The organism is Pseudomonas sp. UYEF17, from assembly GCF_040546125.1.
Taxonomy (GTDB): domain Bacteria; phylum Pseudomonadota; class Gammaproteobacteria; order Pseudomonadales; family Pseudomonadaceae; genus Aquipseudomonas; species Aquipseudomonas putida_Z.
This window is the reverse complement of the sequence record NZ_JBEPNE010000015.1, coordinates 114108-135218: the sequence shown is the minus strand read 5'-3', so window position 1 is coordinate 135218 and position 21111 is coordinate 114108. Positions and strand designations below refer to the sequence as shown.

Sequence of the window (21111 nt, the reverse complement as noted above, 5' to 3'; positions counted from 1 at the left end):
GTACAAGCAACAGACAGGCTTTGTCAGTACCGGCCTCTTCGCAGCACAAGGCTGCTCCTACAGAACCTCGCCGAACCAATGAGTCATGTGTTGTTGTATGAGAGCTGGCTTGACTGCGATGGGCTGCAAAGCAGCCCCGATTAAAGAAAACACCACACCATCAAACAACCATCAGGTCATCTGGATGATGGTCTGCATGATGGTGCTTTCGGTGGAGATGGTCTTGGCGTTGGCCTGGTAGTTGCTCTGCGCCTTGATCAGGTTGACCAGCTCGCCGGTCAGGTCGACGTTCGAATCTTCCAGCGCACCGCCGGTGATCTGGCCCAGGGTACCGGTGTCCGGGGCGCCGATCACCGGCACGCCCGAGGCGTAAGACTCTTTCCAGCTGGTGCCGCCAATCGGGGTCAGGCCCTGCAGGTTGGCGAAGTTGGCGATGGCCACTTGGCCGATGATCTTGTCCTGGCCGTTGGTGAAGTTGGCGAACATGTTGCCGCTTTGATCGATGGTCAGGCCCGACAGCTCACCGGTAGCGAAGCCGTCCTGGCTCTTGGCGGTGGTGGCACTTGCCGCGTTGTACTGAGTGGTGCCGAGCATATCCAGGTTCACCCCGGCCAGGTTGGCAGTGGCGCCGTTCGGGCTCCATACGCCGGCAGCGTTCTTCTGTGCCGGGATCCAGTTATCCAGGGTGAAGGTCTTGTCGGCAGCGATGGTCATGCCACCGGCTACCGGGCCTGCGGTCATGGCCGCAGTGTCCAGGGTGCCGTCAGACTTGAACGGCAGCTTGTTGGACAGTGGCGTGGTCGAGGTCGGGTCGGCCGGGTTGCGCCCATCGATGGTGGTGTACATGGTCCAGGAGTTGCTGCTGGCATCCTTGACGAAGTACTGGTTCAACTGGTGCGCATTACCCTGGCTGTCGTACACGTCGGTGTTGAACGTGTAGTTGTAGCTGCCGGTATTGGCGGGATCGAACGGCGTCACGGCCGGTGCGGTGGCACTGGAGTTCAGGTTGACGTTCTCGGAGATTTTTCCGGTCGGATTGGGCGTCAGGTTCGAGGTGTCGATCTGCAGGTTGGTCAACACGCCCTGGATGATCTTGCCATTGGCGTCCACGGCATAGCCTTGCAGGTTGGCGCCCGAGGAGTTGACCACGTAACCGTCCTTGTCGCTGTAGAACGCACCGGCACGGGTGTAGATCTTCGAACCGTTGTCGCTCATCACGAAGAAGCCGTTGCCATCGATGGCCATGTCCAAGGCCTGCCCGGTGCCGTTGATATTGCCCGGGGAGAACATCTGCGACACCGCAGCAGTCTTCACACCAGTGCCTACCACGTTCTTGCCGGCACTGGTGCCGCGAATGGAGTTGGAGTACTGGTCGGCGAATTCTGCACGCGACGACTTGAAGCCGGTGGTGGCAACGTTGGCAATGTTGTTGCCGGTAACGTTCAGGGCCTTGTTTGCTGCATAGAGGCCGCTAAGGCCGATATTGAAAGACATGTGTAACTCCTGTCGTTTTGCTCAGGCCCTAGATGCCGATGCTTTGGATTTTGGAAAGCGCAACACTGCCCAGCCCAGCGAGGTTGAGCGTCATCTCCGAACCATTGGTGCCCATGGTCACACTAGTGACCGAGGCCGGCAGGTTGGTGGTCATGGTGGTGGCCTTGCCATCGATCGAGGCGGTGGCCTTGAAGGTGTAGGTACCTGCTGCCACGGCTTCGCCGTCGTCATCCAGGCCATTCCAGGTAAAGTCGATCTTGCCGGCTTTCTGGGTACCCAGGTCGATGGTGCGCACCAGCTTGTCGTCCTTGTCGTAGATGCCCACCGAGGTGGCAGTACTGGACGACGTCAGATTGATCGTGCCTTTCATTTCCTTGCTGGTGTCGACCACAGCCTTGTTGGTCTCGACAATTACGTTGCGCCCGACCAGTGACGACGCCTGCAAGGCCTGGGATGACTGCAGGCCCGCCGCGATATAGGTCACCGAATCATTCAGCGACTGCATGCTTTCGAGGCTGCTGAACTGCGCCAGCTGCGCCACGAACTCGCCGTTCTCCTGCGGGTCGAGCGGGTTCTGGTTCTTCATCTGGGTAACCAGCAGCTGCAGGAATGCATCCTTGCCCAGGGCGCTGCCGGCAGCGCCGGTGCTGCTGTCGGTCTTCGACGTCTGCTTCTGCAGCGAGGTCAGGTACGCGCTACCGACCTCGGTGGTGGAATTGGTGGTGGTCATGTCGGCTTCCTATCACTGCCCCAGGGTCAGGACTTTCTGCATCATGCTCTTGGCCGTATTCATCAGCTCGGCGTTGGTCTGGAACGCGCGGCTGGCGGAGATCATGTCAGCCATCTCCTCGACCACGTTGACGTTCGGGTAGTAGACGTAGCCGTCCTTGTTCGCCGCCGGGTGGTTGGGCTCGTAACGGGCCTCCAGGTTGCTCTGGTCCTCGACGATGCCTTTTACCTGCACGCCCTGCCCTGCTTCGCCCTGGTCTTCGAACAGCGACTGGCTGCCGCCGGCCTGCGCGTCCTGGAAGGTGGTGGCGAACACCGGGTGACGGGCGCGGTAGGTCTGGTCGATGCTCGAGGACACGGTCTCGGCGTTGGCGATGTTGGAAGCAACGGTGTTCAGGCGCGTGTTCTGCGCACTCATGCCGCTACCGGCAATGTTGAAGACACTGGAAAGGGACATGGTCATTCTCCCCGCAGGGCCGAAACCAGCCCTTTGAATTTACTGTTGAGCAAGGTGAAGCTGGCCTGGAAGCCGATGGCGTTTTCGGTGTAGTTCGATTGCTCGATCTGCGCGTCCACGGTGTTCTGGTCGATCGACGGCTGCGTTGGCGTGCGGTACTTGAGGGTATCGTCGGCCATGGCCAGGCCCTCGGCCTCGATATGGCGGCCGTTGGTACGATCGAGGCTGAAACGGCCGCCACTCTGCTGCTTGTCGCTCTCGGCAGCGAGCACCGAGGCGAAGTCCATGTCGCGCGCCTTGTAGTTGGGCGTGTCGGCGTTGGCGATGTTGTTGGCCAGCACTTCGGCACGCTGGGCGCGGAAGCCCAGGGCCTTTTCGTGAATACCAAGCGCCTTGTCGAAACTGATGCTCATGTCGGGGAAACCTTCGGAGGTTGACCGGAATATCGTTGGGCAAGGTATAGCAAGGGCTGTGCCAACCAACAGAAAGCCCGGAAATACGGGCTTGCAGGGCAAGGTGCTGTCAGAGTGATGCCAGAAAAGCGGCAAAGGCCTTCCGCCTTGAGCGGCGAAAGCGGCAATTGCCGGGCGGCAAAAGCGGCAAAACAAAAATTTGACGTCAGCATTTCTCCTGCGCCGGCCTCTTCGCGGGTAAACCCGCTCCCACAGGGTTCTGCACAGCTTTCAAGGGCGGCGCGGTAGCTGTGGGAGCGGGTTTACCCGCGAAGAGGCCGGCACAGGCAAACAAAAAGGCCGGCAACTTTCGCTGCCGGCCTTTGTGCTTACTTCGCCTGGTAGATGATCCCCGGGCTGCACTGCACCATCTGGTAATGGTCCGGCAGCCCGTTCAGCGCCTCGGAAGCCCCGAGGAACAGATACCCACCCGGCTTCAAGGTACTGTGGATACGCAACAGGATGTCCTTCTTCACCTGCGCCGAGAAATAGATCAGCACGTTACGGCAGAACACCACATCGAACTTGCCCAGGCTGGCATAGCTGTCGAGCAGGTTGAACGAGCGGAACTCGACGCGGCTGCGGATCGCCGGCTTGACCGCCCAACGCCCCGGCCCCTTGGTGTCGAAGTAGCGCTGCAGGCGCTCCTGGGACAAGCCACGGGCAATCGCCAGGCTGTCGTACTCGCCGGTCTTGCAGTTGGTCAGCATGGTGCCGGACAGGTCGGTGGCAACGATCTGCGCGCCCATCTTCAACTGGCCGAGGTTGCTGCGCTCGAATTCGTCGATGGCCATCGAGATGGAGTACGGCTCCTGCCCCGACGAACAGGCCGCCGACCACATGCGCAGGCGCTGGCCGGGGTTGTTGCGGATGAACTCGGGGATGACCTTGTTCTTCAGCACCTCGAACGGGTAGGTATCGCGAAACCACAGGGTCTCGTTGGTGGTCATGGCATCGACCACCTGCTCGCGCAAGCCGCCACGCGGCTGGGCCTGGATGCGCTGCACCAGCTCGCCCAGGCTCTTGATGCCCTGTTGCTCCATCAGCTTGTTGAGACGGCTGGAGACCAGGTACTGCTTATTCTCGCCCAGCAGGATGCCACAGGCTTTCTCCAGGAAGACCCGGAACTGTTCGAAATCCAAATTACCCGTAGACACTACTGCCGCCTCTTTTAAATCACTGGTGCCGGGGGCCTGCCCCCGGCGGCTTCAATGCGTTGCCTTGATCCGGTCGACCACCCGCTGGGCCAGGTCGTCCGGCTTGAACTTGGCCAGGAAGTCATCGGCACCGACCTTCTTGACCATCGCCTGGTTGAACACCCCGGAAAGCGAAGTATGCAGGCAGATGTGCAATTTTTGCATGCGCGGATCGCTGCGGATCTCCGCCGTTAGCGTATAGCCGTCCATTTCCGGCATTTCAATGTCCGAGATCATCATCAGGAACTCTTCTTCCGGCTTCTTGCCCTCATCCACCAGCTGGCGCAGGTAGTTCAGGGCCTGACGGCCATCATTAAGCGCCACCACCTCGACCCCCACGGTCTGCAGGCAGCGGCTGACCTGCTTGCGCGCCACCGACGAATCGTCGACGGTGAGCACCCGCAGCAGCACGGCCTTGTCCTGCACCTCGGCATCGATCACCCCGGCCGACACCGACTCGGACGACGGCGCCACTTCGGCCAGCACCTTCTCCACATCGATGATCTCGACCATGCGGTTGTCCACCCGAGTGACTGCGGTCAGGTAGTGGTCGCGGCCGGTGCCCTTGGGTGGCGGATGGATTTCTTCCCAGTTCATGTTGACGATGCGCTCCACCGAATGCACCAGGAAGCCTTGGGTCTTGGTGTTGTACTCGGTGATGATCACGAAACTGTTGCGCGTGTCTTCCTGCAGCGGCCGCAACCCGGTGGCCATCGACAGGTCGAGGATCGGGATGGTCGCCCCGCGTATATTGGCAACACCGCGCACCACCGGGTGCGCCTTGGGCAGCAGGGTCAGCGCAGGGCATTGCAGCACTTCCCTGACCTTGAATACGTTGATGCCGTAAAGCTGCTCGCCATTGAGGCGGAACAGCAGCAATTCCAGGCGATTCTGCCCCACCAGCTGCGTGCGCTGGTTGACCGAATCCATAACACCTGCCATGCCAGACTCCTTTATGTTTCAGCCTTTCGTTGCAACTCAGATAGCGAGTCGGCACGGGCTTTGCTTTTTTGAGCGCCATGTACACGAAAACGACATTTTTCCGACGATTGACGCGCCTGCTGACTGGCTCGCTGGCCATGCTGTGCCTTCTGGTGCCCGGCGTTCGCACGGTAGCGGACGCGTTTACCTTGCCTGAACAGCTTATCGGTGTCACTCAAGGGTTTCTTGAATTCAGCGTCGAAGATTATCTGGCAACCACCCAGACCGCAGGCCGTTACGAGATCCAGGTCAACCCGCTGGACCCGCGCCTGCGCATGCCGCTGTGCAGCCAGCAGCTGGACGCCTCGCTGGAAAGTCCGGCCCAGCCGTTGGGCCGCGTCACGGTAAAGGTACGCTGCGAAGGCACGGCGCCTTGGACCGTGTTCGTGCCGGCCACCGTGCGGCTGTTCCGAGATGTGGTGGTGGTGACCCGGCCGCTCAAGCGCGACAACGTGGTGGGCGAAGGCGACGTGGCCCTGCGCGAGCGCGATGTCGGCACCCTGGGCCAAGGCTTCTTGACCGAACTGGAACAGGCGGTAGGCATGAAGATGCTGCGCCCCACGGTGATCGACCAGGTACTCACCCCGCAACACCTGGAACAGGCCGAGGTAGTGCGCAAGGGCGACCACGTGGTGATCATCGCCCGCAGTGGCAGCCTCAGTGTGCGCATGCCCGGAGAAGCCCTGAGCAAGGGCGGCCTGAGCGAACAGATCCGGGTGCGCAACCTCAATTCCAAACGAGTGATCAAGGCCAGGGTGACCGGCCCCGGCCAGGTCGAAGTAAGTATGTAGCCAGCCCATTGATTTGCGCTGGCGATGAGGAACCGCTTTTCCTAAACTGTGTCAGAAAACGGGTTCGCGAGCTTGCTGACAGGCGGCTATGCATTTGTGCCTAAAGTTTCTTTCGGGTTGGCCGAAAACAAGGCAAGCGTCCAAATACCCAGAGGTTTCTGATCATGGTCATCGACTTCAGTCGTTTGAATAACTCTCCGTCCGTCACGGGCGGCGTGCGCGGCAACACCGCGAACGGCAGCGCCGAAAAACCGGCAGCCAGCCAGGAAGCGGCAACCGCCACCAGCGCCAGCGGAGAAGCGGTACACCTCAGCCAAGAGGCCCAGCAGTTGCAGAAGATCAGCGACAAGCTGCGCGACGAGCCAGTGGTCAACAGTGCCCGTGTGGCGCAGTTGAAACAGGCGATCGCCGACGGCAGCTACCAGGTCGATGCCGGCCGGGTCGCCAGCAAACTGCTCGATTTCGAAGCCCAGCGCTGACCGTTCGGCGCGCTGACTTCACGGACGCTAGAAAAGCCAAGAGTTAGCCATGCACGACACCACCTTGCTGCAACTGATCGAAGATGACATTGCCCCCATGCAGGAACTGCTTGACCTTCTGCAAAAGGAAGCGATCGCCCTGCATGGCCGCGACATGCCGCTGCTGGAACAGATCCTGGCGCGCAAGCAGTCGTTGATCATCTTGCTCGAGCAGCACGGCCAGCGCCGCAGCCAGTTGCTCGGCAGCCTGGGCCTGAGCGCCGATCGGGCCGGTGTGCAGGCGGTGGCTGCGCAATCGCCCCATGGCGAAGCGATGCTGCAGCGGCTCGACATGCTCTCGCAGCTGATGGACAACTGCCAGCAGGTCAACCAGACCAATGGCCGGATCATCCAGGTGCAGCAACACGTCACCAACAACCAGATCCGGATCCTAATGGGCGGCGATTCTCCGTCGCTCTACGACAGCCGCGGCAGCACCTCGCCGTTGGCCAAGCCACGGGCGCTCAGCCAAGTGTGATTTTTTCTATCAAGGCACGGAACATACTGGCAAAATGCCGTTAATTGCGTGTGTCGCTTTTGCCTGGAGAACGATAAGCCGTGTTCAATGAATCCGATGCCCCGCAGCCGCCAAAGGTGCTGAACACCCCTTTGGAGATTGCGGCCAACTTGCGGCAGCTGCAGGAAAGCCACGACCCTCTGATCATCACCTTCCACGACCGCAGCCAGCGCTTCCAGAGCTACGTGGTGCACGTGGACCGTGAAAGCAACACCCTGGCGCTGGACGAGATGATCCCGCGCGACGGTGAAAAGTTCATCGAGAACGGCGAACACTTCCGCGTCGAAGGCTTCCACGATGGCGTGCGCATCGCCTGGGACTGCAACCACGAGCTGAAGATCAGCGAAGTCGATGGCAACCGCTGCTACCGCGGCGCCATGCCATTGGAGATGACCTACCACCAGCGCCGCAATGCGTTCCGCGCCGCGCTGAAGCTGTCGCAGCTGGTCGATGTCATCCTCGATGGCGCCCACCTCAAGGGCAACGGCGCCCTGCGTGGCAAGCTGCTGGACATCTCCGCCACCGGCTGCAAACTGCGCTTCGAAGGCAATGTCGAGGATCGCCTGCAACTGGGCCAGGTGTACGAGCGTTTCAAGGCGGGCAACCCGCTGGGCCTGGTCGACACCATGGTCGAGCTGCGCCACCTGCACTATGAAGAGCGGATCAACACCACCTTTGCCGGCGTGCGCTTCCATAACCTTACCGGGCAGGCGCAGCGCAAGGTCGAGAGCTTCGTGTACCAGTTGCAGCGTGAGGCGCGGCGGTTCGACAAGGACGACTATTGATCGTCGGCCGAGTACAAAAACGCCACCTATCAAGGTGGCGTTTTCATTTGTGCTTCTCCTGTGCCGGCCTCTTCGCGGGCACGCCCGCTCCCACAGAACTGCACATAACTCATTGAATTAGCAGGGACTCTGTGGGAGCGGCTTTAGCCGCGAACACCGGCGCAGCCGGTGCCATGCACCGCGTTGGATTCTTCGCGGCTAAAGCCGCTCCCACAGGGTACGCGTACTGCTTGCGGATTCAGTTCTCTACGCGACAGATCTCCCACAGGTACAACGCATGCCTTGAACGCTGCGCGGTCGCTGTGGGAGCGGGCGTGCCCGTGAAGAGGCCGGCACACAGGCCTACACCGACTTGCTGACCTCACCTTCCGGCTCAGGCTCCTTGTCAGCCCCCTTCTCTTCCGCCTCGGTATCCTCCGCCGCCACCGGCGCCTGCATCACCTCCTGTACCGTCTGCTCATCCACCCGGGGGTCCAGCGCCGCCGACAGTGGCGAACCGGCAGCCGGCATGGCAACGTGGCCCAAAGGCGCATCCTGCACCTGGTGCAGCCCGGTGACCGCCTTCGGCCGAATGCGCCACACCAGCACCAGGGCAAAGAACACGAAGAAGGCATACAGCATCTGCGGGCCCAGCACCTTCATCAGCACGCCTGCCGCCAGCGGCCCGATACACGCGCCCACGCCGTAGGTCACCAGCAGCATCGCGGTCAGCGACACCCGCCGTTCGCTTTCCACATGGTCGTTGGAAAACGCCACCGCCAGCGGGTACAGGCAGAACTGCAGCAACGAAATCACGAAGCCTATGCCGAACAGCAACTCCAGCGGCACGCTGGGCAGCATCGCCAGCGGCGCCGAGGCCAGCGCCAACCCCACCGCCACGCTGCGGATCAGCACTGCCCGATCGTAGCGGTCAGACAACCAGCCCAGCGGCCACTGCACCAGCAGGCCGGCAAAGATGCAGCTACCCATGAACAGACCGACCTGCTCGGTAGTCATGCCCTGGCTGGAGGCATACAAGGGCGCCAGGCCATAGAACGAGCCGACGATCAGCCCCGAACCCAGCACCGTGCTGAGCGACTGCGGCACGCGCTTGATGAAGAACTTCGGCTCCATCGGGGCCGGGCGCAACGGTGCGGGGTGTATGCGCCGGGTCATGGCGACCGGCACCAGGCACAGGGTGAAACACATGGCCACCAGCATCAGCAGCTCCAGGCCAAGCTGTGGGTGCACCACCAGGATCAGCTGGCCGAGCACCAGGCCCAGGTACGAGGCGATCATGTAGCCGCTGAACACCGCGCCACGATGCTTCACGTCGGCCTGCTCGTTCAGCCAGCTCTCGATGACCATGTACTGGCACATCATCCCCAGGCCGACGATCATCCGCAGCCCGACCCAGGCCGGCAGCCAACTGGTCAAGCCATGGCCGAGCACCGCCGCGCCGACGATGCCGGCGCAAGTGGCATAGGCGCGAATGTGCCCTACCCGGCCAATCAACCGGTGGCCGACCTTGCCGCCTACCGCCAGGCCAAAGTAGTTGGCCGCCATCAAGGCACCCACCCACAGGCTGTCGACATGATCGGCTGCCAGGCGCAGGGCCAGGTAGGTACTGAGCAGGCCCGAGCCGATCAACATCATCAGCGCGGCGAAATACAACGACTGAAACGGCTTCCAGATATTTCGCATAAGTCCCTTGCGGCTCCCGGGTCAGGTGGCGATGGGTTGCAGACAAGCATAAGGGCAAATGCCAAGGAATGAGTGCGGTGGCGGGTAAAATGCTGTTGCCGGGGCGCGTCCGGTGCAGGTCATGTCGCGATCAGGCCTGTACAGCAGGCTGACAGGCACCCCCTTCCGTTGGCTGAAACGCATCCATGTCCCAAGTCGACAGGCAGTGCCTTAGCCTGGGCTACCGCCTCAGCAATCATCGGAGACTTACATGATAAGGGCCAATTTCACCGCTACACTTTCTAACGTCCACCGTGGCCAGATAGTTGTTGCGGACAACAACGTACACCCAGTGCTTGGCCTGGATGAAGACGGCTGGCTGTGCACCACCGCCGCGCGCAGGAGCGTGCCACGCAGTGCAAATGAATTCCAACGACTTGCATTCCATTTCGAATTTATCGAGCACCGTGAAGACCGCACGCACTACTACATTACCTGCGCAGAACACTGGGCCTATATTGGCGCCAGGCTTGAAAGCAGTTCCAATGGCTGGCTAGGCCTGTATGGTACGCATGTGGCCGGGCGGGTCCGGGCTGTGCTCAACGCCCCACATCCGTACAACCTGCTACGTACCCGGCCCTACTGGAAAATCGAAACGCTCCAGCCATGGGACGGCACAGTGGAGAGCGCCGGCTTTGTTCCCTTCTACCTGCGGGACATGAACGGCTACCGTGTTGCGGAGTCGCTCTCGGACAATGTCCCGGTACTTGACCTGGGCCGCCAGTACTACCTCAACGCCGGCGAGCGCACCGGTGACGTGCTCGAATTCTTCCTGAGCGATATTCAGCTGACCTGACCAGCAAGCGCAGTACTCGGACGGCTACTCCCGCAAGGTCATGCCATTGGCCGGCAGCGGCAAGGCCGTCTTGTAGCGCACCTGCTTCAAGGCAAAACTGGAACGGATGTTGGCCACCCCTGGCAACCGAGTCAGGTAATCCAGGAACCGTTCCAGCGCCTGGATGCTGGGCAGCAGTACCCGCAACAGGTAGTCCGGATCGCCCGTCATCAGGTAGCACTCCATCACTTCTGGCCGTTCGGCAATTTCTTCCTCGAAACGGTGCAACGACTGCTCGACCTGTTTTTCCAGGCTTACATGGATGAACACGTTCACGTCCAGCCCCAACGCCTCGGGCGACAGCAAGGTCACCTGCTGGCGGATCACCCCCAGTTCTTCCATGGCCCGCACCCGGTTGAAGCAGGGTGTGGGGGACAGGTTTACCGAGCGGGCCAGCTCGGCGTTGGTGATGCGGGCATTTTCCTGCAGGCTGTTGAGAATGCCGATATCGGTACGATCGAGTTTGCGCATGAGACAAAATCACCGGTTTTTTGTGTTTATGCGGAATGTTTATCTGCCCTGCTCGGCAAAGGCAATCAACTTGAGAGAAAAATTCTCCTGCCGGCCCACTAAGATGTAGGGGACGCTGACCTACCAGTCACAAGCCGGTACTCAGCGGCGGCCGCTTCAGAGCTCACAAAAACAAATACCCGAGCGAGCGTAAAAAGCATGAACGAGTACGCCCCCCTGCGTTTGCATGTGCCCGAGCCTACCGGCCGGCCAGGCTGCCAGACCGATTTCTCTTACCTGCGCCTGAACGATGCAGGTCAAGCCCGTAAACCCCCAGTCGATGTCGACGCTGCCGACACCGCGGACCTGTCCTACAGCCTGATCCGCGTGCTCGACGAGCAAGGCAACGCGCAAGGCCCGTGGGCCGAAGACATCGACCCGCAAGTTCTCCGTCAGGGCATGCGCGCCATGCTCAAGACACGGATTTTCGACAGCCGCATGGTGGTCGCCCAGCGCCAGAAGAAGATGTCCTTCTACATGCAGAGCCTGGGTGAAGAAGCCATCGGCAGCGGCCAGGCCCTGGCGCTGAACCGCACCGACATGTGCTTCCCCACCTACCGCCAGCAAAGCATCCTGATGGCCCGCGACGTGTCGCTGGTCGAGATGATCTGCCAGCTGCTGTCCAACGAGCGTGACCCGCTCAAGGGCCGCCAGCTGCCGATCATGTATTCGGTACGCGACGCCGGTTTCTTCACCATCAGCGGCAACCTGGCAACCCAGTTCGTGCAGGCGGTCGGCTGGGCCATGGCCTCGGCGATCAAGGGCGATACCAAGATCGCCTCGGCGTGGATCGGCGACGGCGCAACCGCCGAGTCGGACTTCCACACCGCCCTCACCTTCGCCCACGTGTACCGCGCCCCGGTGATCCTCAACGTGGTCAACAACCAGTGGGCGATCTCCACCTTCCAGGCCATCGCCGGTGGCGAGTCGACCACCTTCGCCGGCCGTGGCGTGGGTTGCGGCATTGCCTCGCTGCGGGTTGACGGCAACGACTTCGTCGCCGTGTACGCCGCCTCGCGCTGGGCCGCAGAACGCGCCCGTCGCGGCCTGGGCCCATGCCTGATCGAGTGGGTCACCTACCGTGCCGGCCCGCACTCGACCTCGGACGACCCGTCCAAGTACCGCCCGGCCGATGACTGGAGCCACTTCCCGCTCGGCGACCCGATCGCCCGCCTGAAGCAGCACCTGATCAAGATCGGCCACTGGTCCGAGGAAGAACACCAGGCCACCACTGCCGAGCTGGAAGCCGCGGTGATCGCCGCGCAGAAGGAAGCCGAGCAGTACGGCACCCTGGCCAACGGTCACATCCCGAGTGCCGCCTCGATGTTCGAGGACGTGTACAAGGAAATGCCCGACCACCTGCGCCGTCAACGCCAGGAACTGGGGGTTTGACATGAACGACCACAACAACAGCATCAACCCGGAAACCGCCATGGCCACCACTACCATGACCATGATCCAGGCCCTGCGCTCGGCCATGGATGTCATGCTCGAGCGCGACGACAATGTGGTGATCTACGGCCAGGACGTCGGTTACTTCGGCGGCGTGTTCCGCTGCACCGAAGGCCTGCAGAACAAGTACGGCAAGTCCCGTGTGTTTGACGCGCCGATCTCCGAGAGCGGCATCGTCGGCACCGCCGTGGGCATGGGTGCCTACGGCCTGCGCCCGGTGGTGGAAATCCAGTTCGCCGACTACTTCTACCCGGCCTCCGACCAGATCGTTTCCGAGATGGCGCGCCTGCGTTACCGTTCGGCCGGCGAGTTCATCGCCCCGCTGACCCTGCGCATGCCCTGCGGTGGCGGGATCTATGGCGGCCAGACCCACAGCCAGAGCCCGGAAGCGATGTTCACCCAGGTGTGCGGCCTGCGCACTGTCATGCCGTCCAACCCGTATGACGCCAAGGGCCTGCTGATCGCCTCGATCGAATGCGATGACCCGGTAATCTTCCTGGAACCCAAGCGCCTGTACAACGGCCCGTTCGACGGCCACCACGACCGCCCTGTAACGCCGTGGTCGAAGCACCCGCAAAGCGCGGTGCCCGATGGCTACTACAGCGTGCCGCTGGACAAGGCGGCCATTACCCGCCCCGGCAATGACGTGACCGTGCTGACCTACGGCACCACGGTGTACGTGGCCCAGGTGGCCGCCGAAGAAACCGGCGTCGACGCCGAGGTGATCGACCTGCGCAGCCTGTGGCCGCTGGACCTGGAGACCATCGTCGAGTCGGTGAAAAAGACCGGCCGCTGCGTGGTGGTACACGAGGCCACCCGCACCTGCGGCTTCGGCGCCGAACTGGTGTCGCTGGTGCAGGAACACTGCTTCCACCATCTGGAGGCGCCGATCGAGCGCGTCACCGGCTGGGACACCCCCTACCCCCACGCACAGGAATGGGCTTACTTCCCAGGGCCTTCGCGGGTAGGTGCGGCATTGAAAAAGGTCATGGAGGTCTGAATGGGCACGCACGTCATCAAGATGCCGGACATTGGCGAAGGCATCGCGCAGGTCGAGTTGGTCGAGTGGTTCGTCAAGGTCGGCGACATGATCGCCGAAGACCAGGTAGTGGCCGACGTCATGACCGACAAGGCCACCGTGGAAATCCCTTCGCCGGTCAGCGGCAAGGTGCTGGCACTGGGTGGGCAGCCCGGTGAAGTGATGGCGGTCGGCAGCGAGCTGATCCGCATCGAAGTGGAAGGCAGCGGCAACCATGTGGATGTGCCCACCAAGGATGTGCCCAAGCCCGAACAGGTCGAGGCCCCCGCTGCCCCGGTAGCCGCCAAGCCAGAGCCGCAGAAGGAAGCAAGACCGGCCGCGTGCCAGGCGCCCGTCAACCACGAGGCAGCCCCGATCGTGCCGCGCCAGCCAGGCGACAAGCCGCTGGCCTCGCCGGCGGTGCGCAAGCGTGCCCTGGATGCCGGTATCGAACTGCGTTACGTGCATGGCAGCGGCCCGGCCGGGCGCATCCTGCACGAAGACCTCGACGCCTTCATGAGCAAGCCGCACAGCGCTGGCGGACAAGCCCCGAGCGGCTATGCCAAGCGCACCGACAGCGAGCAGGTGCCAGTGATCGGCCTGCGCCGCAAGATCGCCCAGCGCATGCAGGACGCCAAGCGCCGGGTCGCGCACTTCAGCTATGTGGAAGAAATCGACGTCACCGCCCTGGAAGCACTGCGCCAGCAACTCAACAGCAAGCACGGCGACAGCCGCGGCAAGCTGACCCTGCTGCCGTTCCTGGTGCGTGCGCTGGTCGTGGCACTGCGCGACTTCCCGCAGATCAACGCCACCTATGACGACGAAGCCCAGGTCATCACCCGCCATGGCGCGGTGCATGTGGGCATCGCCACCCAGGGTGACAACGGCCTGATGGTGCCAGTTCTGCGCCATGCCGAAGCTGGCAGCCTGTGGAGCAATGCCGGCGAGATCTCGCGCCTGGCCAACGCTGCCCGCAACAACAAGGCCAGCCGCGACGAGCTGTCCGGTTCGACCATCACCCTGACCAGCCTGGGCGCCCTGGGCGGTATCGTCAGCACACCGGTGGTCAACACCCCGGAAGTGGCGATCGTCGGTGTCAACCGCATGGTCGAGCGGCCTGTGGTGATCGACGGCCAGATCGTCGTGCGCAAGATGATGAACCTGTCCAGCTCGTTCGACCACCGCGTGGTCGATGGCATGGACGCCGCGCTGTTCATCCAGGCCGTGCGTGGCCTGCTCGAACAACCCGCCTGCCTGTTCGTGGAGTGAGCATGCAACAGACTATCCAGACTACCCTGTTGATCATCGGCGGCGGCCCTGGCGGCTACGTGGCTGCCATCCGCGCCGGGCAACTGGGCATTCCCACCGTGCTGGTGGAAGGCCAGGCACTGGGCGGTACCTGCCTGAACATCGGCTGCATCCCCTCCAAGGCGCTGATCCACGTCGCCGAGCAGTTCCACCAGACTTCGCGCTTTGCCGGCCCGTCGGAGCTGGGCATCAGCGTTGCCTCGCCGCGCCTGGACATCGGCCAGAGCGTGGCCTGGAAGGACGGCATCGTCGACCGCCTGACCACCGGCGTCGCAGCCCTGCTGAAAAAGCACGGGGTCAAGGTGATCCATGGCTGGGCGAAGGTGCTCGACGGCAAGCAGGTCGAGGTCGATGGCCAGCGCATCCAGTGCGAGCACCTGTTGCTGGCCACTGGCTCCAGCAGTGTCGAACTGCCGATGCTGCCGCTGGGCGGGCCGATCATTTCCTCGACCGAAGCCCTGGCGCCGAAAACCCTGCCGCAGCACCTGGTGGTGGTGGGCGGCGGCTATATCGGCCTGGAGCTGGGCATCGCCTACCGCAAGCTGGGCGCACGGGTCAGCGTGGTGGAAGCGCGCGAGCGCATCCTGCCGACCTACGACAGCGAGCTGACCGCACCGGTGGCCGAATCGCTGAAGAAACTGGGCATCACCCTGCACCTGGGCCACAGCGTCGAGGGTTACGAAGGCGGCTGCCTGCTGGCCCGTGATGGCCAGGGTGGGCAACTGCGCCTGGAAGCCGACCAGGTGTTGGTGGCCGTGGGCCGTCGGCCGCGCACGCAAGGTTTCAACCTGGAGTGCCTGGACCTGAAGATGAACGGCGCCGCCGTCGCCATCGACGAGCGCTGCCAGACCAGCATGCGCAACGTCTGGGCCATCGGCGACGTGGCCGGCGAACCGATGCTGGCGCACCGGGCCATGGCCCAGGGCGAGATGGTCGCCGAGATCATCGCCGGCAAGGCACGCCGTTTCGAACCCAGCGCGATTGCTGCGGTGTGTTTCACCGACCCGGAAGTGGTGGTGGTCGGCAAGACCCCGGAGCAAGCCAGCCAGCAAGGGCTGGACTGCATCGTCGCGCAGTTCCCGTTTGCTGCCAATGGCCGGGCCATGAGCCTGGAATCGAAAAGCGGTTTCGTGCGGGTGGTGGCGCGCCGTGACAACCACCTGATCCTGGGTTGGCAGGCGGTTGGCGTGGCGGTTTCCGAGTTGTCGACGGCGTTTGCCCAGTCGCTGGAGATGGGCGCGTGCCTGGAGGATGTGGCCGGCACCATCCATGCCCACCCGACACTGGGTGAGGCGGTACAGGAAGCGGCACTACGCGCCCTGGGCCACGCCCTGCATATCTGACACTGAAGCGGCCGAGGCCGATTTGGCCCGCAGCGCCCCAGGCGTTGCGGGTCTTTTTTCATTCAGGCCTTACGGCGGTCCGAGACGCTGAAGCTAGCGCGACCGCTGTAGGAGCGGCCTTGTGTCGCGAAAGGGCTGCGAAGCAGCCCCGGCAATTTGTGCATCCTCGCTGAAACCCTGGGGCTGCTTCGCAGCCCTTTCGCGACATAAGGCCGCTCCTACAGGGGATCTGCGCCAGGCGGCCTATTCGGCTATCGCGTTCTTGCCAGCATCCTTGGCCCGGTACAGCGCCGTGTCGGCACGCGCCAGCAGTGCATGCTGGTCCTCCCCTTCCTGCCATTGCACCACGCCGTAACTCATGGTCAGCTGGCAATCGCCCACCGGCTCCACCTGCACCATCGCCTGGCGCAAGCGTGCTGCCACCTCCAGCGCCTCGCCCAGCGAGGCCTGCGGCAATACGATGACGAATTCGTCCCCACCCCAGCGCGCCAGCAGGTCCTGCTGCCGCAGGCAAGCACGCAGGACATCGACCACCCGCACCAGCGCCGCATCGCCACGGGCATGGCCATAGCGGTCATTGATCGGCTTGAAGTCGTCCACGTCCATGGCTATCAGCGACAACGGCTGGCGAAAGCGCTGTGCACGCTCGCACTCCAGTTGCAGCGCCTTCTCCAGCCGATAGCGGTTGGCAATGCGGGTCAACGCGTCGCGCTCGGCCAGCTCGCGGTTTTCATCCAGCTGCCGCTGCAACTGCTGGTTCACCCAGGACAGCTCGCGGGTGCGTTCGGCCACCTGGCTTTCCAGCGACTGGTTCCTCTGCTCCAGTTGCGCTACCAGGCGCTTGTTGGCGTCGATGTTGCGGTGGGCACCGAGCATGCGCGCCACCGAGCCGTCCTCGTTACGGGCGATGATGTGGCCGCTGTCTTCGATCCACAGGTAGCCGCCATCGTGGCAACGGCAGCGGTATTCGACCAAGTAATGCTCGTTGCGCTGGTTGATGTATGCCTCGAAATGCGCCATCACCCGCGGGTAGTCCTCCGGGTGGATCACACTTTCCCAGGTGAGCACCGAGTTGGCCATGGAGTGGCTGGGGTAGCCGAGCATGGCGTACCAGCCCGGGTTGCGATAGACGTAGCCGGTATTGGCATTCCAGTCCCAGATACCATCGCTGATCAGATCGAACAACGTATGCAACTGCTGTTCACTGAAGCCGGCGGGTACCGGCCGGGTTTCCTGACTCATGGACGCTCTCCCTGGCTCCTGGCGCACCCGAACAGAATAGCCCCGACGCCCTGTTTTTGCGGCGCTGAGGACAGGCATGGATCGAGGACGCTCAAGCCAACTGCAACAGCGCCTCCTCCACTGCGGCAACCACCTGGTTGCCCTTGGCACCCGGCAGCCGCCATGCGGCGATGGTCATGCCCAGTGGCACCGCGCGGTCGATGGGGGCGACCAGTTCGCCGCTGTCGAGGTAGCGTTGCACCAGGCTTCTGCGCCCTATCAGCACCCCGGCGGCCAGCAAGGCTTGCTGCAGGGCGATCGAGTACAGGGAAAAACCCGGCCCACGGGCAACGAACCTGTGTCCGGGCATCACCGCCCCCGTCCACACCGCCCAGTCGTTCCAGCCCACGTCGGCGATGCAACGGGCGTCGGCAAGGTCCTCGGGCTTGGCGATGCTGGCGGCCAGGGCCGGCACGCACACGGGCAGGACTTCTTCCGTGGCTATCCTGCGTTGCCAGCGCTCGGGCTTTTCGGTGTAGAACAGGCACAGGTCGAACGGGCTGCGCTTCAGGTTGGGCGGCTCATCCACCGCCGTCACCGAGATCTCGATGGGTGCCAGCAGCCGGGTCAGTTCCGGCAGGCGTGGCCCTATCCACAACTGCGCCAGGGCAGGCGATGTGACGATATGCACCCGCTGCGGTGCGGCCAGGCGGCGCAGTGTGCGTGCAGCGGCTTCCACTGCGTCGAACGCCTCGGTGAACTGGCCTTTCACGCTTTCGCCCAAGGGCGTCAGGCGCACGCCTTTGGCATGGCGCTCGAACAAGGCCGCGCCATATTCGCTTTCCAGGGTCTTGACCAGGGCGGCGATGGCCCCCGGGGTCACCTTCAGCTCGAGTGCGGCACGGGCAAAACCGCCCAGGCGGGCTGACGCTTCGAAGGCACGCAGGGCATTGAGCTGCAGCGAGTGCCGGGTAGGAGTATCGAGGTGCACGGTTTCAGGCCTATTTTTTTTAGGCCTACTATTCCAGAAATCTGACGTTGAGGCCAACTGTCGCGCGCATTAACGTGGACGTACCGCCCTTGCACCGTCTGCACTCTTTCAAGGATTTCAAATGCCGTATCCAAGCGGGACCCAAGCGTTCAGGCAAGGTGCCCACAGCGCCCTGCCATTGACCTCCGGCATCGTGCCCTTCGGCCTGATCACCGGGGTCACGGCGATCGGCATGGGCCTGTCGCCAACCGATGCCATCGGCATGACCTTGCTGTTCTACTCCGGTTCGGCGCAAATGGTGGTGATGCAGTTGATGCAAAGCGCCGCCCTGCCGGTGACCATGGTAGTCACCGCTCTGGTGATCAACCTGCGCTTCCTGATGTACAGCGCCAGCCTGGCCCCGCACCTGGGCCAGCTGCCGCGCCGCCACAAGTGGCCGATGGCGTACATGCTGTCAGATCAGTCCTTCGCCCTGTGCACGCTGAAGACGGGCTCGGGCGGGCTCGGGCAGCATGCCTACCCCTACTATGCCGGTACGGCAATCACCATGTTCTTCGGCTGGAACCTCTCGGTGCTGGCGGGCATGTACCTGGGCGCGAGCATTCCTGAAGACTGGTCGCTGGGCTTTGCCATTCCATTGTCATTCCTGGCCCTGTTGATACCCGGCATTCGCAATGCGGCCACGCTTGGCGCAGCGCTGACCGGCGGCGTGCTCGCCGTGCTGGCCGCCAACCTGCCCTACAACCTGGGCCTGCTGGCTGGCGCGCTGGGCGGCATCATCGCCGGGCTGGCCATCGAGAGCGGGCAAAAACAGCAAACCGTGGCAGACGCCAATACCGAGCAGGAAGCATCATGAGCGAAACGACCCAGTGGATAACCTTCATTCTGATCGGCCTGGGCACCTTCGCCATCCGCCTGTCGTTCATCGAGTTGCACACGGTGTTGCGCATCCCGCCACTGTTTCGCCGCGCCCTGGCGTATGTGCCGGCCAGTGTGCTGGCGGCATTGGTACTGCCGGCTGTGGTATTCCCTGACAGGCAGGCGGGGTTCGACTGGATGAACCCGCAGATACCAGCGGCGATACTGGCCGCGCTGGTGGCGTGGCGTACGCGCAGCACGATGCTGACGCTGATTGTGGGCATGGGAGTGCTGTGGGCCTTGAAGCATTTGGGGATGTAGGATGCGTCAGCGCTGATATTCCTGCTCTACACGGCCCCTGTAGGAGCGGCCTTGTGTCGCGAAAGGGCCGCAAGGCGGCCCCAGGATTTTGGCTTCACAGCTGACATGGCCGGGGCTGCTGCGCAGCCCTTTCGCGACACAAGGCCGCTCCTACACGGCCAGCGTCCGCTCGGTGGCTTCTTGCAGTATCAGACCGCGCTGGCCTTGGCCAGGTCCAGCGAGCGTGTTTCGGGCGCCATCAGCCAGGTGCAGAGCAGCCCGACCATCGAAATGCCGAACGCCACGATCATGGTGTTGGCAATGCCGAGCGACTCCAGCGACATGGGCACCAGGTAGGTGCCGATGGCGGCACCGATACGCGACAAGGAGGTTGCCAGGCCAACGGCCGAACCCCGGACCTCGGTTGGGAACAGCTCGTTCGGGTACACGTACTGCAACACCTGCGCCCCGCCAATGAACAATGCATAGCTGCCGAACAGCGCCAGGGTCACCAGCCCTGCCCCGTCCGGGTACAGCCCCAACAGCAGCAAGGCCAGGCCCGACCACAGGAAGCTGTGGATCAGCATGTTACGCCGACCCATGGGGTTGATCAGCTTCACGCCCAGCAAGCAACCGAACACGAAGATGACGGTGATCGCCACAGCGCCCCACGCCGCCAGGTCACCGGTAAGGCCCATGGCCGAAAGGATCTTCGGGGCGAAGGCGTAGATGGCGAACTGCGGGATGATCGAGCAGGTCCAGAACATGCTGACGAAGAAGATGCGCTTGCCATAGCTGGAGTGGAACAGCGACCAGACCGACACCTTGCGAATCGACGGCGCTTCGGCCAGGTCGGTGATGGAAAAGCTGTTGCCATAAACCCTTTTCACTACCTGGTCGGCCTCTTCGATGCGCCCCTTGCTCAGCAACCAACGGGCCGATTCCGGGGTGCCGGCGCGCATGATCAGGAACAGCACGCCAGGCACCGCCGCACTCGCCAAGGCCCAGCGCCAGGCTTCCGGCCCCATGCTGCGCAGAATGAATTCACCGGCCACATAGGCCATGGCAGCACCGACGAACCACATCATCACCAGGCTGGCGAGAATCGAACCCCGCTGCTTGCGCGGCAGGAACTCGGCCAGCAGCGAAGTCGCCAGTGGGTGGTCGGCGCCAATGGCGACACCCAGAGCAAAGCGCAGGGCAATCAGTGCGGCGGCTGAGGTGACCCAGAACTGGCCAAGGGAAAACAGCGTGAGTGCAACCAGCACCAGCACATATAGCGTCTTGCGGCCCAACCTGTCGGTAAACAGCCCACCGACGAAACCGCCGAAGAACATGCCAACCAGCGATGCGGCGGCTACCAGGCCCTCTTCGAGCACGGACAGTTGTAGCGACTGGCTGAGTTGCACCAGGACCACGCCAATGATGCTCAGGATATAGCCATCCAGAAACGGCGCACCCGAGGAGTAGATGGCGAGCTTCTTGTGGAAGCTGTTGAGCGGGGCGTCTTCCAGGGAAATATTATGTTTATTGGTCATGGGTTTGGCCTTTGTTGCTGCTCGGCGCAGACCGCCCGCAAGCGTTGGCCTGCAGGGAGATCCGATTATTTTTGGAGTGCAATCGATCGCTGCTG

The 21111-nt window shown here is 62.8% G+C and carries 22 protein-coding genes; 11 read left to right on the top strand and 11 right to left on the bottom strand.

What is annotated here, in order from left to right:
- Window positions 1–171: 171 nt before the first annotated feature.
- From flgE to ABIB24_RS20470, 6 genes are all read right to left on the bottom strand, one after another.
- Complete coding sequence (flgE, locus tag ABIB24_RS20495; protein ID WP_274079312.1) at window positions 172–1494, bottom strand: flagellar hook protein FlgE; 1323 nt, start codon at window positions 1492–1494, stop codon at window positions 172–174.
- A 28-nt stretch (window positions 1495–1522) separates the two neighbouring features.
- A complete protein-coding gene (gene flgD / locus ABIB24_RS20490; RefSeq protein ID WP_025340100.1) occupies window positions 1523–2224 on the bottom strand; it encodes a flagellar hook assembly protein FlgD in 702 nt (233 codons plus the stop codon).
- 12 nt (window positions 2225–2236) lie between these two features.
- Window positions 2237–2680 (bottom strand): flagellar basal body rod protein FlgC, encoded by a 444-nt coding sequence (flgC, locus tag ABIB24_RS20485; RefSeq protein ID WP_025340101.1) that lies wholly within the window; start codon window positions 2678–2680, stop codon window positions 2237–2239.
- Window positions 2681–2682: 2 nt separating this feature from the next.
- Window positions 2683–3093 (bottom strand): flagellar basal body rod protein FlgB, encoded by a 411-nt coding sequence (flgB, locus tag ABIB24_RS20480; protein ID WP_137164545.1) that lies wholly within the window; start codon window positions 3091–3093, stop codon window positions 2683–2685.
- Between the two features lie 368 nt (window positions 3094–3461).
- Entirely contained in the window at window positions 3462–4289 is an 828-nt protein-coding gene (cheR, locus tag ABIB24_RS20475; RefSeq protein ID WP_015271244.1) for a protein-glutamate O-methyltransferase CheR, read from the bottom strand.
- Window positions 4290–4340: 51 nt separating this feature from the next.
- The gene (locus tag ABIB24_RS20470) at window positions 4341–5270 is read right to left on the bottom strand and encodes a chemotaxis protein CheV (protein ID WP_039612677.1); all 930 of its coding nucleotides are present in this window, start codon (window positions 5268–5270) and stop codon (window positions 4341–4343) included.
- A gap of 77 nt (window positions 5271–5347) precedes the next feature.
- Between ABIB24_RS20470 and flgA the strand changes: the two genes are divergently transcribed.
- The 4 genes from flgA to ABIB24_RS20450 all read left to right on the top strand — a co-directional run bounded on the left by flgA (window position 5348) and on the right by ABIB24_RS20450 (window position 7920).
- The gene (gene flgA, locus ABIB24_RS20465; RefSeq protein ID WP_025340103.1) at window positions 5348–6100 is read left to right on the top strand and encodes a flagellar basal body P-ring formation chaperone FlgA; all 753 of its coding nucleotides are present in this window, start codon (window positions 5348–5350) and stop codon (window positions 6098–6100) included.
- A gap of 164 nt (window positions 6101–6264) precedes the next feature.
- The gene (flgM, locus tag ABIB24_RS20460; RefSeq protein WP_025340104.1) at window positions 6265–6579 is read left to right on the top strand and encodes a flagellar biosynthesis anti-sigma factor FlgM; all 315 of its coding nucleotides are present in this window, start codon (window positions 6265–6267) and stop codon (window positions 6577–6579) included.
- A 49-nt stretch (window positions 6580–6628) separates the two neighbouring features.
- Window positions 6629–7096 carry a flagella synthesis protein FlgN gene (locus ABIB24_RS20455; protein ID WP_061304389.1) on the top strand — a complete coding sequence of 156 codons (468 nt, stop codon included), beginning with the start codon at window positions 6629–6631 and terminating at the stop codon, window positions 7094–7096.
- Between the two features lie 80 nt (window positions 7097–7176).
- On the top strand, window positions 7177–7920 hold the full coding sequence (locus ABIB24_RS20450) for a flagellar brake protein (protein ID WP_137164546.1): 744 nt from the start codon (window positions 7177–7179) through the stop codon (window positions 7918–7920).
- Between the two features lie 342 nt (window positions 7921–8262).
- On the opposite strand, the gene ABIB24_RS20445 is transcribed toward ABIB24_RS20450, so the two are convergent.
- Window positions 8263–9603 carry an MFS transporter gene (locus tag ABIB24_RS20445; RefSeq protein ID WP_003257254.1) on the bottom strand — a complete coding sequence of 447 codons (1341 nt, stop codon included), beginning with the start codon at window positions 9601–9603 and terminating at the stop codon, window positions 8263–8265.
- A 250-nt stretch (window positions 9604–9853) separates the two neighbouring features.
- On the opposite strand from ABIB24_RS20445, the gene ABIB24_RS20440 reads away from it, so the two are divergent.
- Window positions 9854–10438 carry a hypothetical protein gene (locus ABIB24_RS20440; RefSeq protein WP_137164547.1) on the top strand — a complete coding sequence of 195 codons (585 nt, stop codon included), beginning with the start codon at window positions 9854–9856 and terminating at the stop codon, window positions 10436–10438.
- A gap of 24 nt (window positions 10439–10462) precedes the next feature.
- On the opposite strand, the gene bkdR is transcribed toward ABIB24_RS20440, so the two are convergent.
- Entirely contained in the window at window positions 10463–10948 is a 486-nt protein-coding gene (bkdR, locus tag ABIB24_RS20435; RefSeq protein WP_012273540.1) for a Bkd operon transcriptional regulator BkdR, read from the bottom strand.
- Window positions 10949–11146: 198 nt separating this feature from the next.
- On the opposite strand from bkdR, the gene ABIB24_RS20430 reads away from it, so the two are divergent.
- The 4 genes from ABIB24_RS20430 to lpdA are packed head-to-tail and all read left to right on the top strand — an operon-like array spanning window position 11147 to window position 16108.
- Window positions 11147–12379, top strand: a complete 1233-nt coding sequence (locus ABIB24_RS20430; protein WP_274079314.1) for a 3-methyl-2-oxobutanoate dehydrogenase (2-methylpropanoyl-transferring) subunit alpha — start codon at window positions 11147–11149, stop codon at window positions 12377–12379.
- A 1-nt stretch (window position 12380) separates the two neighbouring features.
- Window positions 12381–13439, top strand: a complete 1059-nt coding sequence (locus ABIB24_RS20425) for an alpha-ketoacid dehydrogenase subunit beta (protein WP_015271253.1) — start codon at window positions 12381–12383, stop codon at window positions 13437–13439.
- Window positions 13440–14726, top strand: coding sequence for a dihydrolipoamide acetyltransferase family protein (locus ABIB24_RS20420; RefSeq protein WP_274079315.1), 1287 nt, complete (start codon window positions 13440–13442; stop codon window positions 14724–14726). It abuts the gene before it with no gap.
- A 2-nt stretch (window positions 14727–14728) separates the two neighbouring features.
- Window positions 14729–16108 (top strand): dihydrolipoyl dehydrogenase, encoded by a 1380-nt coding sequence (gene lpdA, locus ABIB24_RS20415; RefSeq protein ID WP_038410063.1) that lies wholly within the window; start codon window positions 14729–14731, stop codon window positions 16106–16108.
- Window positions 16109–16351: 243 nt separating this feature from the next.
- Here lpdA and ABIB24_RS20410 read toward each other — a convergent pair whose 3' ends face one another.
- Together ABIB24_RS20410 and ABIB24_RS20405 are read right to left on the bottom strand one after the other, a co-directional pair.
- Window positions 16352–17350, bottom strand: a complete 999-nt coding sequence (locus ABIB24_RS20410) for a diguanylate cyclase (protein ID WP_289514610.1) — start codon at window positions 17348–17350, stop codon at window positions 16352–16354.
- 91 nt (window positions 17351–17441) lie between these two features.
- Window positions 17442–18320: a LysR family transcriptional regulator gene (locus tag ABIB24_RS20405; protein WP_137164550.1), complete on the bottom strand. Its 879-nt coding sequence runs from the start codon at window positions 18318–18320 to the stop codon at window positions 17442–17444.
- Window positions 18321–18441: 121 nt separating this feature from the next.
- Here ABIB24_RS20405 and ABIB24_RS20400 point away from each other — a divergent pair, with 121 nt between their 5' ends.
- Together ABIB24_RS20400 and ABIB24_RS20395 are read left to right on the top strand one after the other, a co-directional pair.
- On the top strand, window positions 18442–19176 hold the full coding sequence (locus tag ABIB24_RS20400; protein ID WP_137164551.1) for an AzlC family ABC transporter permease: 735 nt from the start codon (window positions 18442–18444) through the stop codon (window positions 19174–19176).
- A complete protein-coding gene (locus tag ABIB24_RS20395; protein WP_025340115.1) occupies window positions 19173–19499 on the top strand; it encodes an AzlD domain-containing protein in 327 nt (108 codons plus the stop codon). The genes ABIB24_RS20400 and ABIB24_RS20395 overlap by 4 nt, the downstream gene beginning before the upstream one ends.
- 188 nt (window positions 19500–19687) lie before the next feature.
- On the opposite strand, the gene ABIB24_RS20390 is transcribed toward ABIB24_RS20395, so the two are convergent.
- Window positions 19688–21016 carry an MFS transporter gene (locus ABIB24_RS20390; RefSeq protein WP_085589083.1) on the bottom strand — a complete coding sequence of 443 codons (1329 nt, stop codon included), beginning with the start codon at window positions 21014–21016 and terminating at the stop codon, window positions 19688–19690.
- Window positions 21017–21111: the final 95 nt, after the last annotated feature.

Coding starts and splice junctions, on each gene's coding strand:
- flgE (WP_274079312.1), bottom strand. CDS start 1,494: ATGTCTTTCAATATCGGCCTTAGCGGCCTCTATGCAGCAAACAAGGCC.
- flgD (WP_025340100.1), bottom strand. CDS start 2,224: ATGACCACCACCAATTCCACCACCGAGGTCGGTAGCGCGTACCTGACC.
- flgC (WP_025340101.1), bottom strand. CDS start 2,680: ATGTCCCTTTCCAGTGTCTTCAACATTGCCGGTAGCGGCATGAGTGCG.
- flgB (WP_137164545.1), bottom strand. CDS start 3,093: ATGAGCATCAGTTTCGACAAGGCGCTTGGTATTCACGAAAAGGCCCTG.
- ABIB24_RS20470 (WP_039612677.1), bottom strand. CDS start 5,270: ATGGCAGGTGTTATGGATTCGGTCAACCAGCGCACGCAGCTGGTGGGG.
- flgA (WP_025340103.1), top strand. CDS start 5,348: ATGTACACGAAAACGACATTTTTCCGACGATTGACGCGCCTGCTGACT.
- flgM (WP_025340104.1), top strand. CDS start 6,265: ATGGTCATCGACTTCAGTCGTTTGAATAACTCTCCGTCCGTCACGGGC.
- ABIB24_RS20455 (WP_061304389.1), top strand. CDS start 6,629: ATGCACGACACCACCTTGCTGCAACTGATCGAAGATGACATTGCCCCC.
- ABIB24_RS20445 (WP_003257254.1), bottom strand. CDS start 9,603: ATGCGAAATATCTGGAAGCCGTTTCAGTCGTTGTATTTCGCCGCGCTG.
- ABIB24_RS20440 (WP_137164547.1), top strand. CDS start 9,854: ATGATAAGGGCCAATTTCACCGCTACACTTTCTAACGTCCACCGTGGC.
- bkdR (WP_012273540.1), bottom strand. CDS start 10,948: ATGCGCAAACTCGATCGTACCGATATCGGCATTCTCAACAGCCTGCAG.
- ABIB24_RS20430 (WP_274079314.1), top strand. CDS start 11,147: ATGAACGAGTACGCCCCCCTGCGTTTGCATGTGCCCGAGCCTACCGGC.
- ABIB24_RS20425 (WP_015271253.1), top strand. CDS start 12,381: ATGAACGACCACAACAACAGCATCAACCCGGAAACCGCCATGGCCACC.
- ABIB24_RS20420 (WP_274079315.1), top strand. CDS start 13,440: ATGGGCACGCACGTCATCAAGATGCCGGACATTGGCGAAGGCATCGCG.
- lpdA (WP_038410063.1), top strand. CDS start 14,729: ATGCAACAGACTATCCAGACTACCCTGTTGATCATCGGCGGCGGCCCT.
- ABIB24_RS20410 (WP_289514610.1), bottom strand. CDS start 17,350: ATGAGTCAGGAAACCCGGCCGGTACCCGCCGGCTTCAGTGAACAGCAG.
- ABIB24_RS20400 (WP_137164551.1), top strand. CDS start 18,442: ATGCCGTATCCAAGCGGGACCCAAGCGTTCAGGCAAGGTGCCCACAGC.
- ABIB24_RS20395 (WP_025340115.1), top strand. CDS start 19,173: ATGAGCGAAACGACCCAGTGGATAACCTTCATTCTGATCGGCCTGGGC.
- ABIB24_RS20390 (WP_085589083.1), bottom strand. CDS start 21,016: ATGACCAATAAACATAATATTTCCCTGGAAGACGCCCCGCTCAACAGC.